The sequence below is a fragment of the Streptomyces pactum genome (assembly GCF_016031615.1).
Taxonomy (GTDB): domain Bacteria; phylum Actinomycetota; class Actinomycetes; order Streptomycetales; family Streptomycetaceae; genus Streptomyces; species Streptomyces pactus.
Genome location: NZ_JACYXC010000001.1, coordinates 5,064,094 through 5,089,165, shown reverse-complemented (window position 1 = coordinate 5,089,165; position 25,072 = coordinate 5,064,094). Strand labels below are relative to the sequence as shown.

Genomic DNA, 25,072 nt, shown 5'->3' with positions numbered 1-25,072 from the left:
CGGGCAAGGGGCCGGCGGCGACCCGCGACGGACGCCGGAGGCACACACCGGCGGGCGGGCACACCCGGCCGACCGACACCGCCGGGCGGGCACACCGGCGGGCGGCCACCGCCGGGCACACACACGGGCGGGCCCCCGGGGACGCATCCCCGGGGGCCCGCCGCGCGCTTGTCGTCGCGAGGTGGCGCTCAGTCCTCGTAGACGTTGAAGGCGGTGTTGTCCTGGGCGCAGCTGACGCCCTTGTTCTCGGCCGCGCCGAGCAGGCCGATCGGAGCGTTGAGCTGCACCACCGTCTGCGGGCTGCACTCCTGCTCGGGGTGGAAGATGTTGTTGTTGGTGATGTCCGGCCCGGCGTTCCGCTCCTGGTGCCGGCCGCCGTGCCGCTGGGCGTTGTTGACGTGGTGCTGGTGGCGGCCGGACTGCTGACGGGGGGCGGGCCGGCCCTGGTCACCCTGCCGGCCCTGGTCACCCTGCTGCCCCTGGTGCGCCTGCTGACCCTGGTGCGAGGCACCCTGCGGCTGCTGGCCGGAACCGCCGTATCCGGCGTTCGCGGTGTCGGCGACGCCGACACCGGCCCCGAGGGAGACGAGGCTGCCGACCGCCGCGACGACGATCGCGGCCTGCTGAAGCTTGCGCATGAAACCTGGCCCTTCTTACGTTCAAGCGGGTGGACGGTCACTCTCAGCGAGTGGCCGCACACTAGCAGTCCGCGTAAGTCCGCTTCATCCCGCTGTGTACCCCGTGTCGAAGACCCATTCCGGCCATATCGCCCAGCCCACAGGCATATCGGCGCACCCGCCCCACCCCGGAGGGGGTGCCCTGGATCACTCGGCCGTGGACATGGTCGGACAGATGTTGCCATCGCGCCGCCGGCCGACCGGGAACGCGAGGGCGGCGGGTCACCCCGGGTGGGGGTGACCCGCCGCGCCGGGCCCGGGGGCCGGGTTGCGCCCGGCCCCCGCAGGCGGTTCAGATGCCGCAGCTGGGCGCCGACCAGAACCGGCTCGACCGGTGATCCACGTGCGTGTGGTCGTTGTGGTCGGGGTAGCCGGGGCCGAGGATGCCCCGGAAGCCGTGGTACCGGGCCTGCTTGGCCAGCGTGCACAGCGAGTGCGAGCCCGCGCCCAGGTCCACGCCGTCCCCGTAGAGGTGGCGGCTGCCGGACGCCCCGCCGACCGCGTTGTTGCACGCGTAGCTGCGGAAGCCGCTGGTCACCGTGATCGGGCGGTCGCCCAGCGCGTGCCGCAGCGCCTCCAGCTTCCACATCGCCTGCCGGGCGTTGGCCTTGGCGGTGGCGGCGCTCACCGCGCCGCCCGACCAGTCGCTGTTGCACCGGTTGAGCTCGGCGTACGTGAAGTGGACGGGGGTGCAGTCGGCGTCCTGGAGGGCGTAGATCTTGCTGAAGGTGGCGGGGCCGGCGACCCCGTCGGCGGCGAGCCCGTAGGCGGCCTGGAAGCGCTTGACGGCGGCGGTCGTCGCGGGGCCGTACTGGCCGTCGACGGCGAGCACCTCGCCGTAGCCCGGGTACCCGGCCACCCGGATCTGCAGCTGGGTGACGTCGGAGCCGGACGCGCCCTGGGAGAGGGTGCGGTTCCAGGTGTAGCACTCGTCGGCGTGGGCGACGCCGGCGGTGGCCACCGCCCCGACGAACAAACCTGCCGTGAGCATGACAATACTGGTGAGCATGCCGAGGACGCGCCGAAGCATGGGACCTCCGGGTGGGAGTGGGAAATCCGTGTCTCCGGAGAGGGTGGCCCGGCGGTCAACGCGCGTCAACCCTCCCGTGGGAGGCGGCACTTGAACGCTCCGCCCCCCACGGGTGAACGCCGCTCGGCGGCGCCTCAGTCGTTGGGCACCGTCTCGTACCGCGGGGTGCCCTCGGCCATCTGGCGCAGCACGTCCTTGCGGTCCCGCTTGGAGAGCCGGTCGATGTACAGCCGGCCGTACAGGTGGTCGGTCTCGTGCTGCAGGCAGCGCGCGAAGTAGCCGGTGCCCCGGACGGTGATCGGCTTGCCGGACGCGTCCTGGCCGCGCACCACCGCGTAGTCCGGGCGCGGCAGCGGCGCGTAGGCGCCGGGGACCGACAGGCAGCCCTCACCGGAGTCGTCCAGCACCCGCTGCTCGGCCGGCAGCTCCTGCAGCACCGGGTTGCACACCACGCCCACGTGCCGGACGCCCTCGTCGTCCATGCAGTCGTAGACGAAGACCTTCAGGTCCACCCCGATCTGGTTGGCGGCCAGGCCCACGCCCTCGGCCGCCCGCTGGCTGGCGAACATGTCGTCGATCAGCGAGGCGAGCGACTCGTCGAAGTCGGTGACGTCCTTGCACTCCCGGTGGAGTACCGGGTTGCCGACGACGGTGATGGGGCGGGCGGTGCCGCGTTCGCGGTGGGCCCGCTCACGCTCCTCCGCGTCCACCGTGTCGTCGATGAACTCGTCGCTCACCCGCTGATCCGTGTCCTGCTGGGCCATGGTCCGCCGCACGCCTTCCTCAAACCGTCGTTCGTCGCCCTACAGGGTACGGCCCCCGCCCGCGCCGCATCCGGCCGATGGCCGGTTCGGCACCGGCCGGGGCCGGACCAGGTTCAGCAGACCTCTTCCAGGTCCCGCCACTCGCGGGTGTCGGGGCTGTCGGCGACCCAGCCGTCCAGCAGGCCGCGCACCAGGCCGGCCGGTGCCGCGATGCCGCACTCCCGCTCCGGCACCCACAGCGAACCGGAACCCGCCGTCCGGTGCCCGAGCGGCCCCGGGTGACCGGGCTCGCTGTGGTCGTGCGGGTCCAGGTGCTCCCCGTCGCCCTCGTCGCTGGGCATCCGGCTCTCCGAGCAGGACCGGCACAGCAGCCGCACCGACGAGGACCAGTCCTCGGCGGCGAACCCGGCGTCCGCCGCCAGCCGCTCCAGCGCGTCCCGGTCCGCCTCCGTGGCGGCCTCCAGCAGCACCACCCAGGTCGGCACCGGCGACGGCGCCCACAGCTCGATCTCGTCGAACACCGGGTACACCCGGGTCACGCCGTCGGCCTCGGAGACGATGGTGCGCTCCCCGTGCGGGACCCCGTCGTGCAGCACCACCTCACCCCAGCGCCGGCCGGACGACGGCAGCGGGATGCTCAGCACCTCGATCCGGGCAGGATCCAGCCGGCGGCCCCAGACCACCTCGGCCTCGCCCTCCGGCGACAGCCGCACCGCGGCGCTGCCCAGCTCCATCCCCAGCGGCTCGCCCGACCCGCCCCCCGGCTGCCGGTCCCCCGGCACCTTGAGCCCGTACGCCTGCCAGGCGCGGCGGGCCAGCGGCCAGTCCTGCAGCGCGGTGGCGGCGATCCCCACGTTCCACCAGTCCGGCGCGCCCGTCGCCCGGTCCAGCAGGGCCACGGCGCGCAGCCCGGCGGCGCGCGCCTGCTCCCAGTCGTGCCGGAACTTGTGCAGCAACGCGAGGTTGAACCACGATTCGGACAGCCAGGGCTCCATGTCGGCGGCGCGGGTCAGCAGCGCTCCCGCGTCCTCGTACCGGCCGTCGCCGATGAGCGTGAACGCACGGTCGGTCGCCTGCCGCCACGAGGCGGAGGGCCGGTGCCGTGCCTTGCCGAAGATCTTCACGATTCCCGCCTGCCGGTTTCTCCGTTGTCCCGCACCCGATGTCTGAGCGGACGGCGACGCCCTCCCCCGACGACAACCTGCCACACATTCGCCGACATCTCAGCCCGGCCTTCTGGATTCGCCCGGGGAGCGGCGCCCACCACTCTTCTTGCCACCGGTGAACGGCCCGACACCCCTTATGTGGCATCCAACCATGCCGGTTCGGGCGCCCGCTCCTTACCCATGGGTTCCCCGGCCGGCCGCCCCGGTCCCGCGGCACCGGGTGCCGATTGCCCCTCCGGCCCACGGCCCGCTGCGGCCGGGACACCCCGGGTCCCGGCCGGGTCCGGGCAGCGCCTGGAGGCCCCCGCGGCGAACGCCGGGCGGCCCGGGCGGGGCACCGGCACCGCGGCGCCGCGGCCCACCACCCGGGCCAGCGCCGCCACCACCTCGGGGTCCAGTTCCCGGGCGGTGGCCCCGCGCAGCCGCTCCAGCGCGTACCGCACGCCGCGCGGCCCCGGGCCCGCCACCCCCGTCAGCTCGCTGAAGGCGTTGGCCACCCGGACGATCCGGGAGGCCGGCGGCGCCTCCCGGTACGGCTCGGCCTGCCGCTCCACGGCCGCCGCCACCTGGACCGGGGCTCCGGTACGGCGGACCACCGCCCCGCCCAGCCGGGCGATCCGCCGGCGCTCGGCCTCCGGCAGCGGCTCGGTGGCCCCGGCGGGCACCGGGTCCACCAGCGACAGCTGCCCGACGTCGTGCAGCAGGGCGGCCTGGTCGAGCACCGCCAGTTCCCGGGCGGTCAGCCCCAGCTCCCGGCCCACCGCGCCGCTCACCTCGGCCACCTGGCGGGCGTGGCCGTACGGGGTGTACCCGGCGATCTCGGTGGCCCGGGCCAGCGAGGCGACGGTCTGCCGGTGGACCGCGCGGGCCCGGGCGTACCGGCGGTAGGAGTACTGGCTCATCAGCAGCGGCCCGCTGACCAGGGGCAGCGCCCACAGGCCCGCCACCGAGACCGCCAGCGCGGTGACCACCCCGGCCGCGCACACCGCGGCCCCCGCGCCGGGCAGCGTCCGCACCTCGTCGCCGAGCAGCCGGCCGTACCGCCGCCCGGTGCGGCCGTGCGCGAGGGCGGCGGCGAGCACCGCGTCGAACAGGACGGTCAGCCCGGTGAGCGCCAGCAGGCAGCCCACGTGGTACGCGCCGTGCTCCGGCCGGGGCGCCACGGCCGTCCGGTCCGGGTCGAGCGACTGGGCACAGCCCACGGCGAAGGCGGCGGTGAGCACCCGGCGGACCAGCTGGTCCAGGACGGCGAAGTGATCGTCCGGGCGCACGCCGGCGCGGACGAGCCGGGGCACCGCGCCGGCCAGACCGGCGGCGGCCACCACCGCGACGGCCTGCGGCCCGCCGGCCGCGAGCGCCACCCCCTGCAGCCGTTCCAGCAGCACGTAGCCGAGCGCGCCGGCGGCGGCGAGCGGGGCCGGGTCGCGGGCCACCGGGTCGGCCCCGTCCGCGGGGGCCGGTCCCGCCCCGGGGGCGGGCGCGGCCGTACGGTCGCGGTCGCCCCGGCGCAGCGCCTCCCCCACCGCGATCAGGAACCCGAAGGCGAGCGCCGCCCCCGGGCTGCGCAGGCCGTGCCACTGGGTCCAGCCGACGGCGGCGAGGGTGAGCGCCCCGGCCGCGCCGTAGAGGGCGGCGAGGGTGAGCGCGCCGGTCGGCGAGGCGTGCGGGGCACGGGTGGGGCGAGGGGCACGGTGCCGTCCACCGGACCCGCCCCGCCCGGCGGCCCCGGGCCGTGCGCCGGCTCCGGGCCGGACTCCGGTCCCCGCCCGCCCGTCGGCACCGGCCCGGACGCCGCGCCCGGGTGGCCGCGCCGGGCTCCGGTCCGCCCGGAGCGGGGTCACGTCCGCCGGGCCGGCCCGGTCGCGGCCGGGCATCACCGGGCGCCGGGCGGGGTCGCGGGGGCGGCCGGCGGGCCGGGGCCGGTCACCGGGCCGGCATCCCCGACCGGGGTCCTCGGCGGGCGGCCCGGCGGAACGGCGAGAGGCGCGGGACGGCCCGGCCGGCAGGCGGGCGGCGGGGCTTTGGGCCGCGGGGCCGGGGGGGGCGTGGCGGGCAGGTCGGCGGGGGTGGCCGTCCACGGAAGGCGGTACGACCGGCGGCGGGCCGGCGGGAGACGCCCCGGCGGGGCAGGGGTGTCTCGGAAAGCGGCCCGGCCGACGGGTCCACGGGACAGGGGCCGGGGTCGCACGAGGCGGCCCGGCGGGATGCCGGGCCGATGCGGTGGAGTGCCAGGCGGGTCCCTCGGGATGCCGTACGGGGCGTGGCGGGACGTTTCCGCAACCGTCTCCGCCGGGCTGCGGCGGGTCCCCGGCGCCTGGCGCGGGGCGTCCGCCCGGTGGGTCCTGCGGGGGTCCGGGGGCCTCCCAGCCCTCCCGGTCCAGCGCGGCGGCCAGCGCCCGCACCATCGCGGGGTCGAACTGGCTGCCCGCGCAGCGCCGCAGCTCCTCCACCGCCCGCGGCACCGGTGCGGCCCGGCGGTAGCTGCGGTGCGAGGTCATCGCGTCGAAGGCGTCGGCGACCGCCACCACCCGCGCCGATTCGGGGATCTCGCCGCCCTTGAGGCCGTAGGGGTAGCCGGTGCCGTCCAGCCGCTCGTGGTGGTGGAGGATCGCCGCCCTGGCCTCGGCCAGCACGTCGATGCCGCGGACCATCTCGTGCCCGTACTCCGGGTGGAGCCGGATGGTGCGGAGCTCGGCGGGCGTGAGCGGCCCGTCCTTGCGCAGCACCCGGGTGGGGACGCCGATCTTCCCGACGTCGTGCAGGGTCCCGGCGACGCGCAGCACCTCCTGCCGCTCGCGCGTCATGCCCAGTTCGCGGGCGATCAGCAGCGCGGCCCGGCCCACCCGCTCGCCGTGGCCCCGGGTGTACCGGTCCTTCACCCCGATCGCCTGCACCAGGGCCCGTACGGCCGCCTGGCGATCGGTGCCCTCCCGGTGGCAGCGGGCGAGCACCGAGGCGGAGGCGGTCAGCGGCAGCAGCACCAGGACCGCGGCGGCCGGTCCGTACGGGCTGCGCCACAGCAGCGCCGCGGCCAGCGCCGCCGGGGCGTGCACCAGGCACGGCAGGAGGGCGGCCGCCGACCGCGGGCCCCAGGCCACTCGGGGCGGGCACCGCTCGGCGGTGACCAGCACCCCGCCCTCCAGCGCGGTGCGGACCGCCGCGAAGACACCCGCGGCGGCGAGCGCCGGCAGGATGGCGAACGGCAGGTCGGGCCCGTCGAGCGCGGTCCGGCCGCCGCCGAGGGCGAACACCGAGGAGGCCGCCGCGGCGGCGATGGCGAGGTGGGCGGCGCGCCAGCAGCGCCGGGCGGTGACCGGGGGGTCCGCCACCCGGCCGGCGAGTCCGGCGGGCAGGGCGATCAGGGCGGTGGCGGCCGGTGGCAGCAGCATGGCGCCGGCCAGCAGGGCCGGGGCGCGGCACTCGGCGGCGGGCCCGGCGGCGACCACCACACACAGCGCGGCGAGCGGGACCGCGCTGGACCAGGGGGTCGGCGCCCCGGGGAGCACCGCGGGCGAGGCGAGGGCGGCGGCGGCCAGGGAGGCGCACAGGATGTAGGCACACGCCTCGGGAGGCAACGACCGCATGGCCCCCCTCCTCCCGCCTGCTCGATCAGTGCCGTCAGGTTGGGGAGGATATTGCCGAGCCGGGGACGAGGCGGGCGCATCGGGGCTTTAGGCCGGATGCGCCCGTTCAATGCACTCGTTCGGGTGATTTCTGGTTCAGTCTTGCGCGGTGGCCGGAACGTCCGAGTCCGTGCGCGGCCCGCCACCGGGACCTGCGGCCTGGGCGTTCGCACTGCCCTGACCCTGCGCGGCGGTCCCGCCGTGCAGCGGGCGGCCGAGGTCCATCTCGGGTGTCACCTGGCCGGAGCGGATCAGCTCGATCCGCCCCATGACCTTGGACCGCAGGTCACTCGGCACGTCGTCGTGGCCGCAGCACCGCTTGACGAGCTTCTTCACGGCCTGCTCCAGGCCGTACTTCTCCAGGCACGGGGAGCACTCGTCGATGTGCACCTCGAACTTGGCGCAGTCGCCCTCGGGCATCTCGTGGTCGAGGAACTCGTAGAGGTGGTCGAGAACCTCGGAGCAGTCCGTCTCGTGAGGATCTCCGCAGCTCATGAGTCCGAGCCTTTCCGATCGTGCGACTCGTCGGCCGCGGCACCCGCGCCCGCCGGGACCAGACCGCGCCCACGGGCGTAGTCCTCCAGCAGGCCGCGGAGCTGGCGGCGCCCCCGGTGCAGACGGGACATCACGGTACCGATGGGTGTCCCCATGATGTCCGCGATCTCCTTGTACGCAAACCCTTCGACGTCGGCGAGGTAGACCGCGATGCGGAATTCCTCCGGGATGGCCTGAAGGGCCTCCTTGACATCGGAGTCCGGCAGGTGGTCGAGTGCCTGGGACTCGGCGGAGCGCAGGCCCGTGGACATGTGCGACTCGGCCCGCGCCAGCTGCCAGTCCTCGATCTCCTCGGCGGCGCTGCGCTGGGGCTCGCGCTGCTTCTTGCGGTACGAGTTGATGAAGGTGTTGGTCAGGATGCGGTACAGCCAGGCCTTGAGGTTGGTGCCCTCACGGAACTGGTGGAAGGACGCGTACGCCTTGGCGTAGGTCTCCTGAACCAGGTCCTCCGCGTCGGCCGGGTTGCGCGTCATCCGCAGCGCCGCGGAGTACATCTGGTCGAGGAAGGTCAGGGCGTCCCGCTCGAAACGCGCGTTGCGCTCCGTGGACGTCTCCCGGCCACGCTCGTCCAGCTGCTCCGCGCCCGTGCCGTCGGCCCCCGCGTCGGTGCCAGTGACCTGACCCACCTCCTCCAAGACCGTGGTGGAACCGGATCCGGAACCACTTGAATCGGAGAATAGACGACGATCCGATCCGCTCGCCCCTTCTGTCCTGGCGGCAGGCGCCACCTGCAGCTGCGCCCAGTCGAAGCCGGCGGACTGCGGGCGGGCCGGGCAGGCAAGCGAACCCATGCGGGGACTCCCTACTTCTGTTGCGGTGGCCTCTGCGTACCGAAGCGTCTGTGTTCCGACGCCACGGTCAACACCGGGCCCCGGCGCCGCATTCCCGGGTCAGCCGAGAATCTTTTCCAGCCAGTCGCCGACCGCCCCGGTGAGCTGAGCCAGTGCCTCCGCCTGGGTGACGGCGCCGGTGCGCGGCACGGCGAACCCGTGGTCGGCACCCGGCACCGCCACCAGCGCGGTGCCCTCCGGGAACTCCCCGGGCCGGCCGAAGGGGTCCCGGTCGCCCTGCACCACCAGGGTGGGCAGCCCGGTCCCGGTCAGTTCCCCGGCCCGGGACTTCTCCGGCTTCCTCGGCGGGTGCAGCGGGAACGCGAGCGCCAGCACCGCGTGCGCGCCGAGCTCGGCACCCGTGCGGCAGGCCACCCGGGCGCCGGCGCTGCGCCCGCCCGCCACCACCGGCAGCCCCGGGGCGCACAGCGCGGGCCACACGGCGGTCCACCCCGCGTCCAGGGTCTTCGGGGCCGGGGCGACCTTCTTGCCCGCCACCCGCCAGGGCTGTTCCACCAGGGCGACGGTGACGCCCCGGGGCGGCAGCGCGGCGGCCAGGGCCACCAGGTCGCGGGCCTCGATGCCGCCGCCGGCGCCGTGGCTCACCGCCAGGACCGCGCGGGCGGCCCGGGCCGGGTGCCAGGTGATCCGGGCGTCGCCCACCGGGGTGGGCACGGTCCGGGTGGTGACCGGCCCGGTCCCGCCGCCGCGGCCGTCCCCGTCACCCCCGGCGCCGTCCGGCGTCCGGGTCCCGTCGTCGGTCCTGCTCATGGCGCTGCCTCGCTCACTTCACGGTGGTCGGTCACGGTCTTTCCTCGGCACGGCGGCGCGGCGTCGCCGCCTCACGGCCTCGCTGCGTCGCTGCCTCACGCCCTCAGGGCCTCAGCGGGCTCACGCCGTCACGGGACAGGTCATCACGGCGGCACGGCGGCACCGTGCCTCGGACACCACGGCACGCCGGCCGCCGCACCGGGGAGCCCGCCCCGGCGGCGCGGCGGGGTCAGAAGAGGGTGCCCACCTCGGGTCCGTCCAGCTCGGTGACCAGCTCGGGGCCGTTGTTCCGCACGTCGCTGACCGCGGTGCCCACCGGGTAGGCGCGCAGCAGGTCCGGCGGCGGCGGGGCGAGCAGCTCCCGCAGGTCGGCCGGGTCGGTGCGGGCCGGGTCCAGCCAGGCCGACCAGCGGTCGGGGGTGAGGACCAGCGGCATCCGGGGGTGGATCTCGGCGAGCGACCGGGGTCCGGGGCCGTCACCGGCGCCGGCCAGCGGTTCCTTCTCCGCCTCGGTGGTTATCACCGTGCACGTCACCCACCAGGCGCGCGGGTGGTCGTCCGGCAGCGTCCGGTCCCGCCAGAACTCGTACAGCCCGGCCATCGCCATCACCGAACCGTCGGCCGGGGTGACGAAGTAGGGCTGCTTGCGGGCGCGCTTGCGCCGGCCCTGCTCCTCCAGCTGCCGCTCGGCCGCGCCGGTGACCCACTCGTAGTAGCCGTCCGCGGGGAGCAGGCAGCGGCGCTGCGCGAAGGGGCGGCGGAAGGACGCCTTCTCGTGCACGGTCTCCGCCCGCGCGTTGATCATCTTCACCCCGACGTCCGGCGACTTCGCCCAGGACGGGACCAGCCCCCACTTCAGCGGGCGCAGCTGCCGCACCGGGCGGGGGTCGCCCGAATCCTTCAGGGGGCGTTCGAGCACCGCGTGGACCCGTTTCGTCGGGGCGACGTTCCAGTCCGGCTCCAGGGTCTCCTCGGGTTCCCACCTGTCCACTGCGAAGAGCCCGACGAGATCCTCCGGCCGCCGGCTCGCTGCGTATCGACCGCACATGGGTGCCACACTGCCACGACGCCCGCGCTCCGTGGCGCGGGGGACGCCGAACGCACCGACCGGAACCGAGGAGCCGCCCGCCCATGGACGTAACGAACGCCGCCGAGCTGTGGGACCGGGTGGTCGGCAGCCAGCCGGAGCCGTCCCCGTGGCTGGTCGCCGTCACCGGGGTGCTGGCGCTGTCGCTGGTGGTCCACCGGCCGGCCTGGCTGCTGGCCCGCAACGCGATCACCATCGCCCACGAGGGCGGGCACGGCCTGGTGGCGCTGCTCAGCGGGCGCCGGCTGGACGGCATACGGCTGCACTCGGACACCTCGGGCCTGACCGTCTCGCGCGGCAGGCCGACCGGGATCGGCATGATCCTGACCGCCGCCGCCGGGTACACCGCCCCGTCGCTGCTGGGGCTGGGCGGTGCCTGGCTGCTGGCCGAGGACCACATCACCGCGCTGCTGTGGGGGGCGACCGGGCTGCTGCTGGTGATGCTGGTGATGATCCGCAACGCCTACGGGGTGCTCACCGTGGTGGTCACCGGGGCGGCCTTCCTGCTGGTCTCCTGGCTGACCGGACCCGAGGTGCAGGCGGCCTTCGCCTACGGCGTGGTCTGGTTCCTCCTCCTGGGTGGTGTCCGGCCGCCCTTCGAGCTCCAGCGCAAGCGCCGGTCGTACGGCAGGCGCCGGGCGTCCGCCGCGGCCGGCGGCACCGACTCCGACCCGGACCAGCTGGCCCGGCTCACCGGCGTCCCGGCGACGGTGTGGCTGCTGTTCTTCCACGTGGTCACGCTCAGCTCGCTGATCGGTGGCGGGACCTGGCTGCTGGGGCTGTGACCCGACCGGACCCCGGGCCGTTACCAGTGCTGTGTTTCGACTGAGTTTCATCGCTTTTGGCCAGGAATCACTCGCTGGGCGAACCACTAAAGTGAAGGCCATGACCGGCACTGAGTCTTCTCCGGGCGCTGACACCGCCCTCTGGCCCGCCCCGCTCGCTCCGGGGGCGGTCGATGCGACCGTCACCGTGCCCGGCTCGAAGTCGGTCACCAACCGGGGGCTGGTGCTGGCCGCCCTCGCCTCCGAGCCCGGCTGGCTGCGCCGCCCGCTGCGGTCCCGCGACACCCTGCTGATGGCCGAGGCGCTGCGCGCGATGGGCGTGGGCATCGAGGAGACGGTGTCGGCGGGCACCGGCGCGGACGGGCCCGGTGAGGCGTGGCGGATCATCCCGGCCGGTCCGCAGGGCCCGGCCGCCGTGGACGTGGGCAACGCCGGGACCGTGATGCGCTTCCTGCCGCCGGTCGCCGCGCTCGCCGACGGCCCGGTCCGCTTCGACGGCGACCCGCGCAGCCACGAGCGCCCGCTGCACGGGGTGATCGACGCGCTGCGCGCGCTGGGGGTGCGGATCGACGACGACGGCCGCGGCTGCCTGCCGATGACCGTGCACGGCACCGGGGCGGTGGCCGGCGGACCGGTGCGGATCGACGCGTCGTCCTCCTCGCAGTTCGTGAGCGCGCTGCTGCTGTCCGCCCCGCGCTTCAACCAGGGCGTGGAGGTACGGCACGTGGGCTCCGCGCTGCCCTCGCTGCCGCACATCCGGATGACCGTGGACATGCTGCGGGGCGCCGGGGCGGCGGTGGACACCCCCGAGTCGGGCGGCGAGCCCGACGTCTGGCGGGTCACCCCCAGCGCGCTGCTCGGCCGGGACCTGGTGGTGGAGCCGGACCTGTCGAACGCGGCGCCGTTCCTGGCCGCCGCGCTGGTCACCGGCGGCCGGGTGACCATCCCGGACTGGCCCGAGCGCACCACCCAGCCGGGTGACGAACTGCGCCGGATCTTCACCGACATGGGTGGCTCCTGCGAGCTCACCGACGCCGGTCTGGTCTTCACCGGCACCGGCCGGATCACCGGCATCGACGCCGATCTTCACGAGGTGGGCGAGCTGACCCCGGTGATCGCTGCCGTCGCCGCGCTGGCCGACTCCGAGTCGGTGCTGCGCGGGATCGCGCACCTGCGGCTGCACGAGACCGACCGGCTCGCCGCGCTGGCCAAGGAGATCAACGACCTGGGCGGTGACGTCACCGAGACCGAGGACGGCCTGCGCATCCGGCCGCGCCCGCTGCACGGCGGGATCTTCCACACCTACGAGGACCACCGGCTGGCCACCGCCGCCGCGGTGCTGGGCCTGGTGGTCGGCGGCGTCGAGGTGGAGAACGTGGCCACCACCGGCAAGACCCTCCCCGACTTCCCCGGGCTGTGGACGGCGATGCTCGGCGCCGGGGCCGATCCGGCCGCCGCGGCCGCGGTGTCGGGAAGCTGAGAGCGGGCCCGCCATGCGCCGCTACGGCAAGCACACCGACGAGGACGACGTACGGGTCCGTCCCGGCCGTCGCGGCAGCCGCCCGCGTACCAGCATCCGCCCCAAGCATGAGGACGCGGCCGCCGGGTTCGTGCTCACCGTGGACCGGGGCCGGCTCACGGTCCTGGTGGAGGACCGCACCGTCACCGCGATGAAGGCCCGTGAGCTGGGCCGCAAGGCGGTGGTGGTGGGCGACCGGGTCGCGGTGGTCGGCGACCTGTCGGGCGCCAAAGACACCCTGGCCCGGGTGGTCCGGGTCGAGGAGCGCTCCTCGGTGCTCCGCCGGACCGCCGACGACGACGACCCGTACGAGCGGGTGGTGGTCGCCAACGCCGACCAGCTGGCCATCGTCACCGCGCTCGCCGACCCCGAGCCGCGCCCCCGGCTGATCGACCGGTGCCTGGTCGCCGCCTTCGACGCGGGGCTGGAGCCGCTGCTGGTGCTCACCAAGTCCGACCTGGCCCCGGCCGGGCCGCTGCTGGAGACGTACGAGCCGCTGGGCGTGCCGTACGTGGTGACCAGCCGTGCCGAGCTGGCCGACGGTGACGCCGCCGACCGGGTCCGGAGCCGGCTGGTCAACCGCGTCACCGCGTTCGTCGGGCACTCCGGGGTGGGGAAGACCACCCTGGTCAACGCCCTGGTGCCGGAGCGCCGGCGGGCCACCGGCCGGGTGAACGCGGTGACCGGGCGGGGCCGGCACACCACCACCTCGGCGCTGGCGCTGCCGCTGCCCGGCCCGGACGGCGCCGAGGGCGTGGCGGGGGCCTCGGGCTGGGTCATCGACACCCCCGGCGTGCGCTCCTTCGGGCTGAACCACATCGACCCCTCGCGCGTCATCCACGCCTTCCCGGACCTGGAGCCGGGGACCGTGGAGTGTCCGCGGGCGTGCAGCCACGACGAGCCGGACTGCGCGCTGGACCGGTGGGTGGCCGACGGCCACGCCGAGCCCGCCCGGCTCTACTCGCTGCGCCGGCTGCTGGCCACCCGGGAACGGCGCGAGGGCGACTGACCGGGGCGGATCCCGGGGCCGGGGCGGCCTGCCCGGCCCCGGCGCCACGGGCCGGGACCGGCGCGGTCGTTCCGGCCGGTGCGAGGGAGGCGGCCGGCGGTTGCCGGGCAGGGCCGGACGGGGCCGCAGACCGTACCGGCAGGCCACTCCGGGGCTGTTCGACCGATGTCGTCCGGGGTGCGGCGGACCGGGAACGTTTGCGATCGGGTCGGTACGGTAAAGGCATAAGCGCACCCGGCCCTGACGGCCCATCGGGCACGAGGCCACCGGGCGTCCCGCGGTCACCGAGCGCACAGGAGGCAACCGGATGGCGATGGCGTGGCTGCTCGTCGTGGTCGCCGGACTGCTGGAGACCGGCTTCGCGGTGTGCCTCAAGCTCTCGCACGGCTTCACCCGGATCTGGCCGACGATCGCGTTCTGCGTCTTCGCGCTGAGCAGTTTCGGCCTGCTGACGCTGTCGCTGAAGAAGCTGGACGTGGGCCCCGCGTACGCGGTGTGGACCGGGATCGGCGCCACCGGCACCGCCATCTACGGCATGATCTTCCTGGACGACGTGGTCTCCGCACTGAAGATCGTCTCGATCGTCCTGGTCATCGTCGGCATCATCGGGCTCCGGCTCTCCGGCTCCGCGCACTGACCTCGGGCGTCCGGTGCGGGCCGGGCCGGGGCACCGGCCGCGGCACCACGCCGCGCACGAGTTCCGCCACCCGGTCCGGGCCGGCCGGGGCCACCACCCAGGACAGCGCCAGGCGGGCGGCGGTCTCGCAGGCGCGCGCCAGGGCCGCCGCGTCGCCGGGGTGCCGGCCCGCCGACAGGACCCGTACCGCGCGCTCCCGGACCTGCCCCAGGAGTTCCTCCGGCGTCGGCACCGGGGCCGGGCCGGGCCGCCGACGGCGCGGCACCGCACCGGCGGGCAGGGCCCCGGCGGGCAGGGCCCCGGCGGGCAGGATCCCGGCGGGGGCGGGGAACCGGTCGTCCCAGCACCCGGTGAGGACGGCGCGCACCAGCGGGTCGGCGCGCGCGGCGTCCACCGTCCACTGCGCCAGGGAGGCCAGCCGTTCGGGGACGTCCGCCCCGCCGGGCGCGCCGCGCAGCACCCGTTCGGCCCCCGCGAGGTAACCGTCGGCGGCGCGTCGGGCCAGGGCGCGGGCCAGCCCGTCCTTGCCCCCGAACTCGTTGTAGAGCGTCTGCCGGGAGACCCGGGCCGCCGCGGCGACCTCGGCCATCCGGATCACCGGCCACGGCCGGTGGTCCAGGGCCGCGCGGGCCGCGGTCAACAGGGCTTGCCGAGCTGCGGGCATCGTGCGCCTCCGTCGCCCTCTTTATACGGGCTTTTCATGGAATGACGGATGGTCAGAACGTGTCAATAGCCCCGGCGGGCGACCGGCACACCGGTGCGAGAGGTCACCAGGTGGCTCCCGCCCATCCCGGTCGATACTGTTCGCCCATGCCCGACTACCACGATGACCTGCGCCTCGCCCATGTGCTGGCCGACTCCGCCGACGCGACCACCATGGAGCGGTTCAAGGCGCTCGATCTGAAGGTGGAGACCAAGCCGGACATGACGCCGGTGAGCGAGGCCGACAAGGCCGCCGAGGAGCTGATCCGCGCCTCGCTGCAGCGGGCCCGGCCGCGCGACGCCGTACTCGGGGAGGAGTACGGCAGTGAGGGCACCGGTCCGCGCCGGTGGGTGATCGACCCCATCGACGGGACCAAGAACTACGTGCGCGGGGTGCCGGTGTGGGCCACCCTGATCGCCCTGATGGAGCGGGGCGAGGGCGGCGACCGGCCGGTGGTCGGCGTGGTGTCGGCGCCCGCGCTGGGCCGCCGGTGGTGGGCGGCGGAGGGGCTCGGCGCGTACACCGGGCGGAGCCTGTCGTCGGCGAGCCGGCTGCGGGTCTCCCGGGTCGGCGCGCTCCAGGACGCGTCGTTCGCGTACTCCTCGCTCAGCGGCTGGGAGGAGCGGGGGAAGCTGGCGGGCTTCCTCGACCTCACCCGGGCCTGCTGGCGCACCCGCGGCTACGGCGACTTCTGGTCGTACATGATGGTCGCCGAGGGGTCGGTGGACATCTGTGCCGAACCGGAGCTGTCGCTGTGGGACATGGCGGCCTGTGCGGTGGTGGTCCAGGAGGCCGGCGGCACGTTCACCGGTCTGGACGGCGCACCCGGCCCGCACAGCGGGGACGCGGCGGCGTCCAACGGACTCCTGCACGACCAGCTGCTCGCCCACCTGGGGTAGCCGGCCGACGGCTGGCGCGCGGGGGCGTACGCGGGCGCGGGGCCCGGGGGCGTGCGCGGGCGCCCGGAGGCTACCGGACCGGAGCGCCCCGAGGTCGCGGGCGCGGGCGTCTTGACGCCGCGAAGGCGCGGACGACGCAGGTGCGCGGGCGCGGACGGCGCGGGCGCGCCGGCCCGGGGCCGCGCGGGCGCAGCGGCCGGACGGCGCGGGGAGGGCTCCGGCGGCGCGGGGAGGCGAGGATCGTGTGCGCCGGGCCGCTCCACCGGGGATGCTCCGCGCTGGAGGGCGACTCGAACGCTCCGGCCGGCCCCCCGTCACCCCTTGTCGGCCCCCACGGCCCATGTGAATATGAGAAACCTCGCTTGTGAAGTTGTGAATGCCTTCTCCGGGCGTCCTGGCGTACGGCGTGCCCCGGCCGGGCCCGCGAAGGGTTCACCGAGGAGGTGGCTCGCCCATGTCCCTGCTCGTCCGTGACGCCATGAGTCCGGTGATCCTCACCATCGGACCGGCCCACACCCTCCGCCAGGCGGCCCGGCTGATGGCCGACCGCCGGGTGGGCTCCGCGATCGTCTTCGACCCGGACACCAGCGTGCTCGGCATCCTCACCGAGCGCGACATCCTCAACTCGGTGGGCGCGGGCCAGGACCCGGACCGGGAACCCGCGTACGCCCACACCACCACCGACGCGGTCTTCGCCGCCCCGGGGTGGACCCTCGACGAGGCGGCCGCCGCGATGTCCCGCGGCGGGTTCCGGCACCTGGTCGTGCTGGACGACCGGGAACCGGTCGGGGTGATGTCGGTCCGGGACATCATCCGCTGCTGGCTGGGGGCGCCGCGGCCGTCCCTCGGCGCGGTGGCGGGCGCGGCCGCCGGCTGACCCGGCGGCGTACCGGCACCCGCGGGCCCCCGTCACGCGGTGCCCGGCATCCGCGGGTACGCGGGTACGCGGAGAGGCCGGAGCCCCATGGCGTCCGGCCTCTCCGGTGTTACGGCGAGCGGCGGGCGAGCCGTCCCCCGCGGCGGCCCCGGACGACACCGTCCGTGACCCGCCGCGGGACCGGGCTCAGCCGCGCAGGGCCTGGACCGCGGTCTCCAGCCGCTTGCCGTAGTCCTCGTCCGCCTTGCGGAAGTTCTCGATCGCCCGCTGCGCGATCTCGTAGCGGGAGACCTTCGCGATGAAGCCCGCGAGGTTGGCGATCAGCCGCTCCTTCTCCTCCTCCGTCATCAGCCGGTAGAGGTTGCCGGCCTGGACGAAGTCGTCGTCCTCCGCGTGCGCGGGGGTGGCGTGGTCGCCGGTCGGGCCGGAGACCGGAACCGGCTCCCACAGCGGCCGGCCGGTCTGGACCGGGCCGCCGAAGCTGTTCGGCTCGTAGTTCTTGGCGGCGCCGTGGCGTCCGTCGTACAGGAAGCCGTCCCGGCTGTGGGTGCGCGCCTCGGTGGCGTGCGGCCGGTTCACCGGCAGGTGGTCGGCGTTGATGCCGACGCGGTACCGGTGGGCGTCGCCGTAGGCGAAGAGCCGGCCCTGGAGCATCTTGTCCGGCGACGGGCCGATGCCCGGCACGAAGTGCGCCGGCGAGAAGATCGACTGCTCGACCTCGGCGAAGATGTTCTGCGGGTTGCGGTTCAGCTCCAGCTTGCCGATCTCGATCCGCGGGTAGTCCGCGTGCGGCCACACCTTGGTGAGGTCGAACGGGTTGAAGCGGTAGTTCGCCGCCTCGGCCGCCGGCATGATCTGGACGTAGACGGTCCAGCTCGGGAAGTCGCCGCGCTCGATCGACTCCCGCAGGTCGCGCTGGTGGCTGTCGGGGTCCTTGCCCGCCAGGACCTCGGCCTCCTCGGCGGTGAGGGTCTTGATCCCCTGGTCGGTCTTGAAGTGGTACTTGACCCAGAAGACCTCGCCGGCCTCGTTGTTCCACTGGAAGGTGTGCGAGCCGAAGCCGTCCATGTGGCGGTAGGACGCGGGGATGCCGCGGTCACCGAAGAGCCAGGTCACCTGGTGCGTGGACTCCGGCGACAGGCCCCAGAAGTCCCAGACGTTGTCCGCCTCCTGGGACCCGGTGTACGGGTCGCGCTTCTGGGTGTGGATGAAGTCCGGGAACTTGATGGCGTCCCGGATGAAGAAGACCGGGGTGTTGTTGCCGACGAGGTCGTAGTTGCCCTCCTCGGTGTAGAACTTCACCGCGAAGCCGCGCGGGTCGCGCACCGCGTCGGCCGCGCCCAGGTTGCCCGCCACCGTCGAGAAGCGCAGGAAGACCTCGGTCTGCTTGCCGATCTCCGACAGGAACTTCGCGCGGGTGTACTTGGTCACGTCCGCGGTCACGGTGAAGGTGCCGTACGCGCCGGCGCCCCGGGCGTGCACCACCCGCTCCGGGATGCGCTCACGGTTGAAGTGCGCGAGCTTCTCCAGCAGGTGCTGGTCCTGGACCAGCACCGGTCCGCCGACGCCCGCGGTCTCGCTGTTCTGGTTGTCCGCGACCGGGGCCCCGGATTCCGTGGTGAGCGGGCCCTCGATGCCGACCTCGTCCGTTGCGGTCACGTGCGCCTCCTGCGTCTCGTCCTGTCCCTTGGCGTGAGCCGAGCACGATCCTACATTGGACAATGTCTAAGTCAAGAAGCGGTGAAAGTCCGTACCTGATCCGGTGATGGACAGCGCGCTGGTACCCTTGTCCTTATCTGACTGATAGGTGAATGGCATGAGTGACCTGCTGGAACGGCTCAGGGGACGCGGCTGGAGGCTGACGGCCCAGCGCCGCGTCGTCGCCGAGGTCCTCGACGGGGACCACGTGCACTACACCGCCGACGAGGTGCACGCGCGGGCGGCCGAGCGGCTGCCCGAGATCTCCCGCGCGACCGTGTACAACACGCTGGGCGAGCTGGTCTCGCTCGGTGAGGTGATCGAGGTCAGTACCGACGGCCGTGCCAAGCGGTACGACCCGAACGCCCACCACGCACACCAGCACCTGGTGTGCTCCCGCTGCGGCACGATCCGGGACGTCCGCCCCTCCGGCGACCCGCTCTCCGACCTTCCGGCGGAGGAGCGCTTCGGTTTCGTGGTGTCCGATGTCGAGGTCACCTACCGGGGCATCTGCCCGGGCTGCGCGACGGCCTGACCGCGCGGGCTCCGGAGGTCCCGGACGCGCCCCGGACGCCCCGAGCGCGCGCCCCCGCCCCGCCGCGGCCCCAAGGCGGAACACCGCCGGCTCCGCGCCTGACCGCACCGGCCCGCACACCGCCGACCGCGAGCGGCCCACTTCCCCGACCACACCCGTGCCGTGCGCTCCCGGCGCACGGCCCGCGCCGCCCCTCGTACTGTCGCGCCCGGAATCTGCCCGGCCCCTCGCCCCGCGCCCGCCGCGCGGCCGGCCGTACGACGGGGACGCCACCGCCCCCACAACGGCAGAGCCGCCACACCGCCCGGAGCCTCGGGGCACCCGACGAACGGCCCGGCGGGGCAAGGGCGGAGCGCCGTCCGCGAGACACCACCGGTCGTAGCGCCGCAGACGACATGGCGATCGGCGTCAGGAGGGACGTGGCGGCAGGCATGACGAAGGGCCCGGATCGATGATCCGGGCCCTTCGTTCTCGTAGCGGGGACAGGATTTGAACCTGCGACCTCTGGGTTATGAGCCCAGCGAGCTACCGAGCTGCTCCACCCCGCGTCGGTTCGACCACTCTAACCCGCCGCGGGAGGCAGCCGCAAATCACCACCGGCAGGGCCGCTCGGCGGCCCTGCGGCGCGGCCGGGCACCGGACCACCGGCGGCCGGACCGGGCGGCGGCCCGCGCGCCCCGGACCGTGACGCACGCGCCCCGGACCTCCGGAGGCCCGGCCGCGGGTCAGGCGGACAGCTCCTGCTGGAGGGCGTCGCGGAGCCGGGCCGCGCGCTCGGCGACCTCCGCCGGACCGCACTCGACCGCCCGGGCGCACCACCGCTGGCCCTCCGCGAGCCGCCCCCGGCGGGCGGCGAGCAGAGCCAGCTTCAGCGCGGCCCGGCCGTGGCCGGCCTCGGCCGCCCGGGTCCACCACAGGGCGGCCTCCGGCTCGCTGCCCTCCCGGGCCAGCAACAGCCCGAGGTTGAACGCGCCGTTGCTGCTGCCGGCCTCGGCGGCGGTGCGGTACCAGCGGGCGGCGGCCACCACGTCGCCCCGGGCGGCGGCCAGCATGCCCAGCCGCACCTGGGCCCGCCGGTGCCCGTGCCGGGCGGCCCGCTCGTACCACTCCTCGCACTCCGCGCGGCCGTCCGGCGCGGCCTCCTCGCCGTCCGCCGGGGGGCGGTCGAGCAGCGCGCCGAGCCGGTAGGCGGCCTCCACGCTGCCGCCCTTCGCGGCGCACCGCAGGTGCCGCTCGGCGTCGGGGCCCTCGTGGCCCTCCCGGAGCAGCGCGGTCGCGACCTGGAGGGCGGCCTCGGCGTGCCCGGCGGTGGCCGCCCGCTCGTACCACTGCCGGGCGGCGGCCTCGTCGCCCCGGCCGGCGTAGAGGATGCCGAGGTTGAAGGCGGCGTCCACGCTGCCGGCCTCGGCAGCCTTGGAGAACCACGGCTCGGCGCCGGCCGCGTCACCGCGCTGGAGCAGCAGCACCGCCAGCGCGTTGGCCGCCTCGCGGTGGCCGGCGTACGCGGCACGGCGGTACCACTGCTCGGCCTGGACGGCCCGGCCCTGCTCGGCGCAGAGCAGGCCGAGGTTGTAGGCGCCGTTGTGGTCGCCGGCGTCGAGCGCGGCCCGGTACCAGCGCTCGGCGGTCTGGGTCTCGCCCCGGTCGGCGTGGAGCGCGCCCAGCGCGTTGGCGGCGTTGCCGTCGCCGTCCTGGGCCGCCCGGTGCCACCACACGGCGGCGGACTCGGTGTCGCCGGCGTCGCGCAGCAGGAAGCCGAGGGCGCAGGCGGCGCGGGACTCGCCGTCCTTGGCGGACATCAGGTACCAGCGGCCCGCCTCCTGGGTCTCGCCGCGCTCCTCCAGCAGCGTGCCCAGGTGCAGGGCGGCGCGCCGGTGGCCGCGGGCGGCGGCCTGGCGGTACCACTGCTCCGCCTCGCTGTCCGCGCGGCGGCGGGCGCCGGGGGGCGCGGCACCGGTGCGTCCGGTGCCGGTGGGCCGCGCACCGGTGTGGCCGGTGCCGGTGTGCCGGGCGCCGGTGTGTCCGGTACCGGTGGACCAGCCGCCGGTCCGGCCGCGTTCGAGGTCGTGCTCCCGCTGTTCCAGGATGCGGGCGAGCCGGTAGGCGGCCTCCCGGTGGCCCCGTTCGGCGGCGGCCCGGAACCAGCGCTCGGCCCCGATGTCGCTGCGGTGCTCCAGCAGGTCGGCGAGGGCGTACGCGCCGAGGGTGTGGCCGGATTCGGCGGACTGGCGCAGCCAGTACTCGGCGGCGGTCTCGTCGCCGCTCTCCCGGTGGTGACGGCCCAGGGCGTGCGCGGCGGCGGCCGAGCCGGCCACGGCGGCGGTGCGCCACCAGGTCGCGGCCTCCTCGGTCCGGCCGCGCTGGTGGAGCAGGACGCCCAGGTTGTTGGCGGCGGCACGGTCACCGGCCGCGGACGCGGCCCGCAGGTGGGGTTCGGCGCCGTCCAGATCGCCACGGCGCAGCAGCAGGGAGCCCAGGACGCTCAGGGCGGCTGCGTCACCGGCCTCGGCGGCGCGGCGGTACCGCGCCTCCTCCTCGGCTTCGTCGTGCGCGTGCACAAACCGCCCTGTCTCCAACAAACTTGCCCTGTCCCCCATGAAATCCATCGTCGCATCACCCGCAACGTGCGTACACCTGGTATACCGCAGCCAGTGAGGTCACTTCAGCGTTTTGTCGACTTGCCCACAGAGAGATAAGTCAAACGTGTGAACCCGGACTTCCGGCGGGCTGTTTTCCGGACATACGACGAGGGCCCGGATCCTTGCGGATCCGGGCCGTCGTCGTCGAGTAGCGGGGACAGGATTTGAACCTGCGACCTCTGGGTTATGAGCCCAGCGAGCTACCGAGCTGCTCCACCCCGCGCCGTTGTGTTTTCACACTATCACGGCGCGGGGTGGCCGCCGTCAGGTCTCCTCCCGCCGCGCCTTCTCCGGCTTGTCGGCGGGCTTGCCCTCCTGCTGCTTCCCCTGGGCGGCCTGCCGCTCGGCATCGACGGCCCGCTGCAGCGCCTCCTTCAGGTCCTTCTGCGCCTCGTCGTACGCCTTCCAGTCCGGGCCGTCCTCGTCACGCATGGCCTTCTCACCGGCCTCGATGGCGTCCTCGGCGTCCTTCAGCGCCTCCTGCACCGTGGGGTCGGTGCTGCCCGGCGGCTGCTCCTGGCCGTCGCCGTCACCGTCCCCGTCGCCCGGCGGCCGCTCGGTGTCGTCGCTGGGCGGCTTCTGACCGAACGCCACGTCCAGCGCCTTGTCCAGCGTGTCCTCGAAGGCGATCCGGTCGCCGCCGTCGGAGACCAGCACCTTCTTCAGCAGCGGGTAGTCGGTGTCGGCGCCTCTGACGTAGACCGGCTCGACGTAGAGCAGTCCACCGTCCAGCGGCACGGTGAGCAGGTTTCCGTACTCCACCGTGGAGTCGCCGCGTTTGAGGAGGCTGATGCTCTCGGCGATCTTCGGGTTGGAGTTGAACTGGCTCTGCACCAGCTGTGGACCGGACACCGGGGTGTTCGGTGGCAGTTTCAGCAGTCTGATGGTGCCGTACTTGTCGCTCTCGGCGTCGGCGTCCACCGCCATGAACGCGCCGAGCGTCTTGCGCTCGTTCGGCGTGAAGGTGGTGGTGAGCGAGAAGGTCTGCTCCTTCTCGTCCGGCATCCGCATGCTCAGGTAGTACGGCGGGACCGAGTTGCCCTTGTTGGTCGGGTCGTCCGGGACCTCCCACACCTCACTGCCGCTGTAGAACTGCGCCGGGTCGGTGACGTGGTACCGGGTGAGCAGCTCGCGCTGCACCTTGAACAGGTCCTGCGGGTAGCGGAGGTGCTCCATCAGCTTGTCGCTGATCTCGCTCTTCGGCTTGACCGTGCCGGGGAACGCCTTGCGCCAGGTCTTCAGGACCGGGTCCTCGGTGTCCCACTCGTACAGCTTCACCGAGCCGTCGTAGGCGTCGACGGTGGCCTTCACCGAGTTCCGGATGTAGTTGACCTTGTTCTCCTGGGCGACCACCTCGCGCTCCCCGTCGGTGAGGGAGTCGGCGGTGGTGTCACCCAGGGTGGTGCGCGAGGCGTACGGGTAGCCGTTGATGGTGGTGTACGCGTCCACGATCCACTGGATGCGGCCCTCGATCACCGCCGGATAGGCGTCTCCGTCGATGGTCAGCCAGGGGGCGACCGCCTCCACCCGCTCCTTGGGGGTGCGGTTGTAGAGGATCTTGGACCCCTCGCCGATGGCGCCGGAGTACAGGATCTGCGGCTCGCCGAAGGTGAGCGCGTAGGCGGCCCGGGTCAGCGGGTTGGACAGCTTCACGCCGCTGTCGCCGGTGTAGGTGTACGTCTTCTCGTCGCCGTTGTCGCCCGAGTAGTCGAGCTCCTTCTGCGGGCCGCCGACGATGGAGTACTGGGTGGTGCGCTCGCCGTAGTAGATGCGCTGCTCGTAGTCGCCGAAGGCACCGGCGGAGGGCAGGTTCTTCTCGGTGAACTCCGGGTGGCCGTTCTCGGTCACCGTGGTCCCCTTGGCGGCGACCGCGCCGTACCCGTGGGTGTACTTGAAGTGCTTGTTGATCCAGTTCGGCTCCGGGATGCCCTCGATGTCCAGCTCCCGCAGACCGATGACGGTGTCCTGGTCCTTGCCGTCCGGCGTGGGGTAGCGGTCGATGTCGAGGGTGCTGGGGAAGCCGTAGTAGCCACGGACCTGCTGGCGCTGCTGGAACGTCGGCGAGACCACGTTGGGGTCGAGCAGCCGCAGGCTCGCCGCGGTGTCCGCGTCGGCGCGCAGCCGCTTGTTGTCCGCCGAGCTCTCGCCCTTGTAGTCCTGCACGTCCGCCTTGTCGATGCCGTACGCCTTACGGGTGGCCTCGATGTTCTTGCGGATGTACGGCGCTTCCTTGGCCTGCTCGTTCGGCTGGACCTGGAACTTCTGCACGATGGCCGGGTACAGGCCGCCGATGAGCACCGCCGAGAGCACCATCAGGCCGAAGCCGATGACCGGCAGCTGCCAGGTGCGCCGCCACAGGGTGGCGAAGAACAGCACCGCGCAGATCAGCGCGATGCAGAACAGGATGGTCTTCGCCGGCAGATAGGCGTTGGCGTCCACGTACCGCAGGCCGGTCCAGTTGCCGGTGGCCTTGAAGTCGCTGGACTTCACCGCCAGCCCGTACCGGTCGAGCCAGTAGGCGACCGCCTTGAGGGCCACGAAGACTCCGAGCAGCACCGACAGATGGCCGGTGGCCGCCCCGGTGGCGCGGGCGCCGGGGCTGGTGATCCGCAGTCCGCCGTAGAGGTAGTGCACCAGCACCGCGGCGATCAGCGAGAGCACCGTGGCGGCGAAGCCGAAGCTCAGCAGGAAGCGGTACCAGGGCAGGTCGAAGGCGAAGAACGACACGTCCTTGTGGAACTGCGGGTCCTTCTCCCCGAACTCCACACCGTTGACCCACAGCAGCCAGGTGCGCCACTGGCCGCTCGCCGAGGCGCCGGCGACCAGGCCGACCAGCGCGGTGACCGCGACGAGCACCCACGTCTTGTACGGCGCGATGCTCATCCGGTAGCGGTCCAGGCTCTGCTGCTCCAGCGACATCGCGGACAGCGGCGGGCGCAGCCGGTGCGCCAGCCAGATGTTGAACCCGACGGCCAGCGACATCAGCACGCCGAACACGGCGAACAGGCCGATCTTGGTCCACAGCGTGGTGGTGAAGACCGAGGTGTAGTGGACGGACCGGTACCACAACCAGTCGGTCCAGAACCCGGCGAACATGACGAAGAGCATGGCCAGCGCCGCCAGCACACCCAGGGTCATGAGCAGGGTCCGGACCCGCCGCGACGGTCGGCCGACTCTGATCCGTGGCCCTGTGGGGCCTCCGCCGCGGTCCGGCATCTGGAAAGCCAAGGTGCGCACTCCGAAGTTCGCTGTCGAATGAGCGGTCCCG

At 74.3% G+C, this 25,072-nt stretch carries 19 protein-coding genes, 2 tRNA genes and 1 pseudogene; 7 read left to right on the top strand and 15 right to left on the bottom strand.

The features are described from left to right. Positions 1–188: 188 nt before the first annotated feature. The 9 genes and pseudogenes from IHE55_RS19980 to IHE55_RS19940 form a co-directional block, all read right to left on the bottom strand. Complete coding sequence (locus IHE55_RS19980) at positions 189–638, bottom strand: hypothetical protein (RefSeq protein ID WP_197990261.1); 450 nt, start codon at positions 636–638, stop codon at positions 189–191. A 331-nt stretch (positions 639–969) separates the two neighbouring features. Next, entirely contained in the window at positions 970–1,707 is a 738-nt protein-coding gene (locus IHE55_RS19975) for a D-Ala-D-Ala carboxypeptidase family metallohydrolase (protein WP_197990260.1), read from the bottom strand. 134 nt (positions 1,708–1,841) lie between these two features. Then, the gene (def, locus tag IHE55_RS19970; protein WP_197990259.1) at positions 1,842–2,471 is read right to left on the bottom strand and encodes a peptide deformylase; all 630 of its coding nucleotides are present in this window, start codon (positions 2,469–2,471) and stop codon (positions 1,842–1,844) included. 113 nt (positions 2,472–2,584) lie between these two features. Beyond that, on the bottom strand, positions 2,585–3,595 hold the full coding sequence (locus tag IHE55_RS19965) for a tetratricopeptide repeat protein (protein WP_197990258.1): 1,011 nt from the start codon (positions 3,593–3,595) through the stop codon (positions 2,585–2,587). A 2,276-nt stretch (positions 3,596–5,871) separates the two neighbouring features. Continuing rightward, positions 5,872–7,221 (bottom strand): annotated as a pseudogene (locus tag IHE55_RS19960) (HD-GYP domain-containing protein); the annotation flags it as partial. A 135-nt stretch (positions 7,222–7,356) separates the two neighbouring features. Next, positions 7,357–7,755 (bottom strand): mycothiol system anti-sigma-R factor, encoded by a 399-nt coding sequence (gene rsrA / locus IHE55_RS19955; RefSeq protein WP_197990257.1) that lies wholly within the window; start codon positions 7,753–7,755, stop codon positions 7,357–7,359. Beyond that, positions 7,752–8,441, bottom strand: a complete 690-nt coding sequence (locus tag IHE55_RS19950) for a sigma-70 family RNA polymerase sigma factor (RefSeq protein WP_197990256.1) — start codon at positions 8,439–8,441, stop codon at positions 7,752–7,754. The genes rsrA and IHE55_RS19950 overlap by 4 nt, the downstream gene beginning before the upstream one ends. 264 nt (positions 8,442–8,705) lie before the next feature. Continuing rightward, positions 8,706–9,416, bottom strand: coding sequence for an alpha/beta hydrolase family protein (locus tag IHE55_RS19945; protein WP_232265635.1), 711 nt, complete (start codon positions 9,414–9,416; stop codon positions 8,706–8,708). Between the two features lie 229 nt (positions 9,417–9,645). Beyond that, positions 9,646–10,464, bottom strand: coding sequence for an SOS response-associated peptidase (locus tag IHE55_RS19940; RefSeq protein ID WP_197990255.1), 819 nt, complete (start codon positions 10,462–10,464; stop codon positions 9,646–9,648). A gap of 83 nt (positions 10,465–10,547) precedes the next feature. On the opposite strand from IHE55_RS19940, the gene IHE55_RS19935 reads away from it, so the two are divergent. From IHE55_RS19935 to IHE55_RS19920, 4 genes are all read left to right on the top strand, one after another. Beyond that, positions 10,548–11,288, top strand: a complete 741-nt coding sequence (locus IHE55_RS19935; RefSeq protein ID WP_197990254.1) for a M50 family metallopeptidase — start codon at positions 10,548–10,550, stop codon at positions 11,286–11,288. A gap of 100 nt (positions 11,289–11,388) precedes the next feature. Next, positions 11,389–12,768 carry a 3-phosphoshikimate 1-carboxyvinyltransferase gene (gene aroA, locus IHE55_RS19930; RefSeq protein WP_197990253.1) on the top strand — a complete coding sequence of 460 codons (1,380 nt, stop codon included), beginning with the start codon at positions 11,389–11,391 and terminating at the stop codon, positions 12,766–12,768. A 13-nt stretch (positions 12,769–12,781) separates the two neighbouring features. Then, the gene (gene rsgA, locus IHE55_RS19925) at positions 12,782–13,816 is read left to right on the top strand and encodes a ribosome small subunit-dependent GTPase A (RefSeq protein ID WP_197990252.1); all 1,035 of its coding nucleotides are present in this window, start codon (positions 12,782–12,784) and stop codon (positions 13,814–13,816) included. A 313-nt stretch (positions 13,817–14,129) separates the two neighbouring features. After that, positions 14,130–14,453, top strand: a complete 324-nt coding sequence (locus tag IHE55_RS19920) for a DMT family transporter (RefSeq protein ID WP_197992129.1) — start codon at positions 14,130–14,132, stop codon at positions 14,451–14,453. On the opposite strand, the gene IHE55_RS19915 is transcribed toward IHE55_RS19920, so the two are convergent. After that, a complete protein-coding gene (locus IHE55_RS19915) occupies positions 14,419–15,117 on the bottom strand; it encodes a TetR family transcriptional regulator (protein ID WP_197990251.1) in 699 nt (232 codons plus the stop codon). The genes IHE55_RS19920 and IHE55_RS19915 overlap by 35 nt on opposite strands. A gap of 146 nt (positions 15,118–15,263) precedes the next feature. Here IHE55_RS19915 and hisN point away from each other — a divergent pair, with 146 nt between their 5' ends. Next, positions 15,264–16,055, top strand: a complete 792-nt coding sequence (gene hisN / locus IHE55_RS19910; protein WP_197990250.1) for a histidinol-phosphatase — start codon at positions 15,264–15,266, stop codon at positions 16,053–16,055. Between the two features lie 460 nt (positions 16,056–16,515). Beyond that, the gene (locus IHE55_RS19905) at positions 16,516–16,932 is read left to right on the top strand and encodes a CBS domain-containing protein (RefSeq protein ID WP_197992128.1); all 417 of its coding nucleotides are present in this window, start codon (positions 16,516–16,518) and stop codon (positions 16,930–16,932) included. A gap of 186 nt (positions 16,933–17,118) precedes the next feature. Here IHE55_RS19905 and IHE55_RS19900 read toward each other — a convergent pair whose 3' ends face one another. Continuing rightward, on the bottom strand, positions 17,119–18,591 hold the full coding sequence (locus IHE55_RS19900; protein ID WP_307826751.1) for a catalase: 1,473 nt from the start codon (positions 18,589–18,591) through the stop codon (positions 17,119–17,121). A 157-nt stretch (positions 18,592–18,748) separates the two neighbouring features. Between IHE55_RS19900 and IHE55_RS19895 the strand changes: the two genes are divergently transcribed. Beyond that, positions 18,749–19,165: a Fur family transcriptional regulator gene (locus IHE55_RS19895; RefSeq protein WP_197990249.1), complete on the top strand. Its 417-nt coding sequence runs from the start codon at positions 18,749–18,751 to the stop codon at positions 19,163–19,165. Positions 19,166–19,639: 474 nt separating this feature from the next. On the opposite strand, the gene IHE55_RS19890 is transcribed toward IHE55_RS19895, so the two are convergent. From IHE55_RS19890 to IHE55_RS19875, 4 genes are all read right to left on the bottom strand, one after another. Beyond that, positions 19,640–19,713, bottom strand: a tRNA-Met gene (locus IHE55_RS19890). Positions 19,714–19,890: 177 nt separating this feature from the next. Then, the gene (locus IHE55_RS19885; RefSeq protein WP_197990248.1) at positions 19,891–21,771 is read right to left on the bottom strand and encodes a tetratricopeptide repeat protein; all 1,881 of its coding nucleotides are present in this window, start codon (positions 21,769–21,771) and stop codon (positions 19,891–19,893) included. 182 nt (positions 21,772–21,953) lie between these two features. Next, positions 21,954–22,027, bottom strand: a tRNA-Met gene (locus tag IHE55_RS19880). A 41-nt stretch (positions 22,028–22,068) separates the two neighbouring features. Continuing rightward, entirely contained in the window at positions 22,069–25,020 is a 2,952-nt protein-coding gene (locus IHE55_RS19875; RefSeq protein ID WP_197992126.1) for a UPF0182 family membrane protein, read from the bottom strand. Between the last annotated feature and the right edge of the window lie 52 nt (positions 25,021–25,072).

What these genes read in the sequence shown, in the direction of transcription:
- IHE55_RS19920 (WP_197992129.1), top strand. Translation starts at nt 14,130, where the DNA reads ATGGCGTGGCTGCTCGTCGTGGTCGCCGGACTGCTGGAGACCGGCTTC.
- IHE55_RS19915 (WP_197990251.1), bottom strand. Translation starts at nt 15,117, where the DNA reads ATGCCCGCAGCTCGGCAAGCCCTGTTGACCGCGGCCCGCGCGGCCCTG.
- aroA (WP_197990253.1), top strand. Translation starts at nt 11,389, where the DNA reads ATGACCGGCACTGAGTCTTCTCCGGGCGCTGACACCGCCCTCTGGCCC.
- rsrA (WP_197990257.1), bottom strand. Translation starts at nt 7,755, where the DNA reads ATGAGCTGCGGAGATCCTCACGAGACGGACTGCTCCGAGGTTCTCGAC.
- def (WP_197990259.1), bottom strand. Translation starts at nt 2,471, where the DNA reads ATGGCCCAGCAGGACACGGATCAGCGGGTGAGCGACGAGTTCATCGAC.
- IHE55_RS19895 (WP_197990249.1), top strand. Translation starts at nt 18,749, where the DNA reads ATGAGTGACCTGCTGGAACGGCTCAGGGGACGCGGCTGGAGGCTGACG.
- IHE55_RS19945 (WP_232265635.1), bottom strand. Translation starts at nt 9,416, where the DNA reads ATGAGCAGGACCGACGACGGGACCCGGACGCCGGACGGCGCCGGGGGT.
- IHE55_RS19975 (WP_197990260.1), bottom strand. Translation starts at nt 1,707, where the DNA reads ATGCTTCGGCGCGTCCTCGGCATGCTCACCAGTATTGTCATGCTCACG.
- IHE55_RS19935 (WP_197990254.1), top strand. Translation starts at nt 10,548, where the DNA reads ATGGACGTAACGAACGCCGCCGAGCTGTGGGACCGGGTGGTCGGCAGC.
- IHE55_RS19940 (WP_197990255.1), bottom strand. Translation starts at nt 10,464, where the DNA reads ATGTGCGGTCGATACGCAGCGAGCCGGCGGCCGGAGGATCTCGTCGGG.
- IHE55_RS19980 (WP_197990261.1), bottom strand. Translation starts at nt 638, where the DNA reads ATGCGCAAGCTTCAGCAGGCCGCGATCGTCGTCGCGGCGGTCGGCAGC.
- hisN (WP_197990250.1), top strand. Translation starts at nt 15,264, where the DNA reads ATGCCCGACTACCACGATGACCTGCGCCTCGCCCATGTGCTGGCCGAC.
- IHE55_RS19885 (WP_197990248.1), bottom strand. Translation starts at nt 21,771, where the DNA reads ATGGATTTCATGGGGGACAGGGCAAGTTTGTTGGAGACAGGGCGGTTT.
- rsgA (WP_197990252.1), top strand. Translation starts at nt 12,782, where the DNA reads ATGCGCCGCTACGGCAAGCACACCGACGAGGACGACGTACGGGTCCGT.
- IHE55_RS19875 (WP_197992126.1), bottom strand. Translation starts at nt 25,020, where the DNA reads ATGCCGGACCGCGGCGGAGGCCCCACAGGGCCACGGATCAGAGTCGGC.